This is a genomic window from Pseudomonas sp. GM84, assembly GCF_000282535.1.
In the GTDB taxonomy this organism is placed as follows: Bacteria; Pseudomonadota; Gammaproteobacteria; order Pseudomonadales; family Pseudomonadaceae; genus Aquipseudomonas.
Genome location: NZ_AKJC01000382.1, coordinates 1 through 1494, shown reverse-complemented (window position 1 = coordinate 1494; position 1494 = coordinate 1). Strand labels below are relative to the sequence as shown.

At 61.0% G+C, this 1494-nt stretch carries 1 protein-coding gene; it reads right to left on the bottom strand.

Annotated features, from left to right (window positions below; all coding sequences use genetic code 11):
• Positions 1–162: 162 nt before the first annotated feature.
• Positions 163–1296, bottom strand: coding sequence for an aminotransferase class V-fold PLP-dependent enzyme (locus PMI38_RS26080; RefSeq protein WP_008101197.1), 1134 nt, complete (start codon positions 1294–1296; stop codon positions 163–165).
• Positions 1297–1494 lie beyond the last annotated feature (198 nt).

Genomic DNA, 1494 nt, shown 5'->3' with positions numbered 1-1494 from the left:
ATGTTGGGGCCGCTTCGCGGCCCATCGCCGGCAAGCGCGGCTCCCACAGGCACAACGCAAGCCATGGGGCCGGTGATACTCCTGTGGGAGCCGGCTTGCCGGCGATGAGGCCGGCACTGACAAAAGAGCTTTCGACAGGTGGCCGCTTTGAATTGCCCCAACTTAGTTCGCCATCACCTCGTCCAGAGCCTGCTCGAGGGTGCTGACCGTGCGCTCGATATTGTGCAGCTTTTCGAGTCCGAACAGACCGATGCGGAAGGTCTGGAAGTCGGCCGGCTCGTCGCATTGCAACGGCACGCCAGCGGCGATCTGTAGGCCGTGGTCGGCAAATTTCTTGCCGCTCCTGATGCCGGCATCATCGGTGTAGCTCACCACTACGCCAGGGGCTTGAAAGCCGGCTGCGGCCACGCTTTTGATGCCTTTGCCGGTCAACATGGCGCGCACCCGATCGCCCAAGCGCTGTTGTTCGCCGCGGAGCTTTTCGAAACCGTAGGCTTGCATCTCTTTCATCACTTCGTTGAATCGCGCGAGGGAATCGCTGGGCATCGTTGCATGGTAGGCATGTCCGCCCTGTTCGTAGGCCTGCATGATCTGCAGCCACTTTTTCAGGTCGCAGGCAAAGCTGCTGCTTTGCGTCTGCTCGATGCGCTCCAGGGCCAAAGCGCTGAGCATCACCAGGGCGCAACAAGGGGAGGCGCTCCAGCCTTTCTGCGGCGCGCTGATCAGCAGGTCGACTGCGCACTTGTGCATATCGACCCAAAGCGCGCCTGAAGCGATACAGTCCAGCACGAACAGGCCACCCGCCGCATGCACGGCGTCGCCGACGGCCCGCAGGTAGTCATCGGGCAGGATGATCCCTGATGAGGTTTCAACGTGGGGGACGAAAACAACCTGCGGCTTCTGCGCCTCAATGGCTGCCAGCACTTCGTCCAAAGGGGGTGGCGCGAAGGCAGCTTGGCGACCTGTGTCGATCGGGCGGGCTTTCAGCACCGTGGTGGCCGCCGGGATGTTGCCCATCTCAAGGATCTGGCTCCAGCGATAACTGAACCAGCCGTTTCGTATCACCAGGCATTGCTGGTCGGTGGCAAACTGGCGCGCTACCGCTTCCATGCCGAATGTGCCGCTGCCCGGGACTACCGCAACAGCCTGGGCGTTGTAGACCTGTTTCAGTGTTGCGGAAATGTTGTTCATCACGCTTTGGAATGACTGCGACATGTGGTTGAGCGAGCGGTCGGTGTAGACCACCGAGTACTCGACCAGCCCCTCAGGATCAATACTGGGATATAGCTTTGACATGGGGTTGTTCCTTTGGCAGGGATGTCAGTGGTATAGACCCTGTCCCAAGCCTTGGGAAATGACAAGATTGCTCGAGAGTGATTGCGGCTTCGGTCGAGCGGCAGTGGGGCCGCTTTGCGGCCCATCGCCGGCAAGACCGGCTCCCACAGGTACAGCGTAAGCCTGGAGGCTGCTGATGCTCCTGTGGGAGCCGGCTTG

What these genes read in the sequence shown, in the direction of transcription:
- PMI38_RS26080 (WP_008101197.1), bottom strand. Translation starts at nt 1,296, where the DNA reads ATGTCAAAGCTATATCCCAGTATTGATCCTGAGGGGCTGGTCGAGTAC.